Consider the following 1,689-nt stretch of genomic DNA (forward strand, 5'->3'; position numbering starts at 1 on the left):
CGGGATCAGCCCGCGCACGGTCGAGGTGCATCGGGCGGCGATCATGCGCAAGACCGGTGCTGCGTCGGTCGCGGCACTGGCGCGGCTCGCGGCCGAGGCCGAGGGGCAGGTAACGGACTCGGTTGCGATCCGGCCGTGACGGGTGGGCGGGCGGCTGGTAGACTGGGTGGTGCATAACATTAGTTGCCACGTGCCGGCGTGGCCAAGGGGGATCGACCATGACCGAGGTTTGCATTGTTGGCTGGGCGCATTCGCCGTTCGGCAAGCTCGAGGCGCCTGATCTGGAATCGCTGATCGGGGCGGTTGCGGGCAGTGCGGTGGCGGATGCGGGGATTGCGCCGGGCGAGATCGATGGCGTGTTCGTCGGCAATTTCAACAACGGGTTCAGCAAGCAGGATTTTCCGGGGTCGCTCGCGATGCAGAGCGTGCCGGAGTTGCGGTTCAAGCCGGCGATGCGGTGTGAGAACGCCTGTGCCTCGGGTTCGGCGGCGGTGTTCGCGGCGCGCGATTTCATCGCGGCGGGGCGGGGGCGGTTTGCCCTGGTGGTCGGGGCCGAGAAGATGACGGCGGTGAGCGGGGCGGCGGTGGGTGATATTTTGCTCGGTGCCTCGTATCGGCGTGAGGAAGGCGAGATTGCCGGCGGGTTCGCCGGGGTGTTCGGGCGGATTGCCGAGACGTATTTTCAGCGGTTCGGTGATCAATCGGATGCGTTGGCGGCGATTGCGGCGAAGAATCATCGCAACGGGGTGGATAATCCGTATGCGCAGATGCGGCGGGGAGACGGCATCGGCGATGCGGCGGGCGGTGCGGTTTCGGGCGGCGGCGCATGTCAATGATTTTCTGCCGTTATCGCGCCGGGACCCGACGCGGTTTGAAGGCGGGGCGACGGCCTGGGGTCAGGCGCTGTGTCAGGCGGGGCTTTCGATCGAGGATTTGTCGTTCATCGAGACGCATGATTGTTTCACGATCGCCGAGTTGATCGAGTATGAGGCGATGGGGTTGGCGCCGCATGGCAAGGGGGCGCGGGTGGTGCTGGATGGGATGGTCGGGGCAGAGGGACGGTTGCCGATCAACCGGTCTGGCGGGTTGAAGGCGAAGGGGCATCCGGTGGGGGCGACCGGGGTTTCGATGCATGTGATCGCGGCGATGCAGCTGACCGGCGAGGCGGGTGAGATGCAGCTGGGCCGGGCTGATATTGGGGGGATTTTCAATATGGGCGGGGCTGCGGTGGCGAATTATGTTTCGATACTGGAGCGGGTTGGGGGGTAGGAAGGGAAGGCTTCTTTTTTGGAAAAAAGAAGCAAAAAACTTTTTGACCCTGGGGCACGGGCGTTTGAACCGGCACGGGCCCAAATGACCAAAGTTTTTTTTGCTTCTTTTTTGTTCACAAAAAAGAAGTGCTTTCCTAGTCTTTCGTGGTTGTCGTTGCGTTATCGTAACAAATAAGGCGTGCGAAATCATGGCCCCTTCCGCCAGAGTTTTTTGACGTTGAAGGAGGGGACGAAGGGCTGGTGCCAGGGTGGCACGGGCGGTGGGGGTGGGCCGAGGATTTCGTGGAGTTGTTCTGGCGTGAAGTCGATGCTGCCGTCAGGGTTGATTTTGTATTGGTCCATGAAGCTGGGCTGGCGCTTGGGTTTGCGGGGGCGCTTGGGCCGGGGCTTGGTCGATTTGGGGCGTTTGATGCTGGCT

4 protein-coding genes are annotated in these 1,689 nt (G+C 62.7%); 3 read left to right on the plus strand and 1 reads right to left on the minus strand.

Annotation, left to right across the window (positions count from 1 at the left end; translation table 11 throughout):
- Positions 1 to 4 precede the first annotated feature (4 nt).
- From B7X49_RS18910 to B7X49_RS18920, 3 genes are all read left to right on the plus strand, one after another.
- Positions 5 to 139, plus strand: a complete 135-nt coding sequence (locus tag B7X49_RS18910; protein ID WP_353744455.1) for a LuxR C-terminal-related transcriptional regulator — start codon at positions 5 to 7, stop codon at positions 137 to 139.
- 79 nt (positions 140 to 218) lie between these two features.
- Complete coding sequence (locus tag B7X49_RS18915) at positions 219 to 836, plus strand: hypothetical protein (protein WP_353744453.1); 618 nt, start codon at positions 219 to 221, stop codon at positions 834 to 836.
- On the plus strand, positions 793 to 1,269 hold the full coding sequence (locus B7X49_RS18920) for a thiolase C-terminal domain-containing protein (protein ID WP_353744454.1): 477 nt from the start codon (positions 793 to 795) through the stop codon (positions 1,267 to 1,269). The genes B7X49_RS18915 and B7X49_RS18920 overlap by 44 nt, the downstream gene beginning before the upstream one ends.
- A 188-nt stretch (positions 1,270 to 1,457) precedes the next feature.
- Here B7X49_RS18920 and B7X49_RS18705 read toward each other — a convergent pair.
- Positions 1,458 to 1,689: hypothetical protein (locus B7X49_RS18705; protein ID WP_286840649.1), on the minus strand; the 232-nt coding region annotated here is incomplete at its 5' end.

The sequence above is a fragment of the Acidiphilium sp. 34-64-41 genome, from assembly GCF_002282635.1.
Taxonomy (GTDB): domain Bacteria; phylum Pseudomonadota; class Alphaproteobacteria; order Acetobacterales; family Acetobacteraceae; genus Acidiphilium; species Acidiphilium rubrum.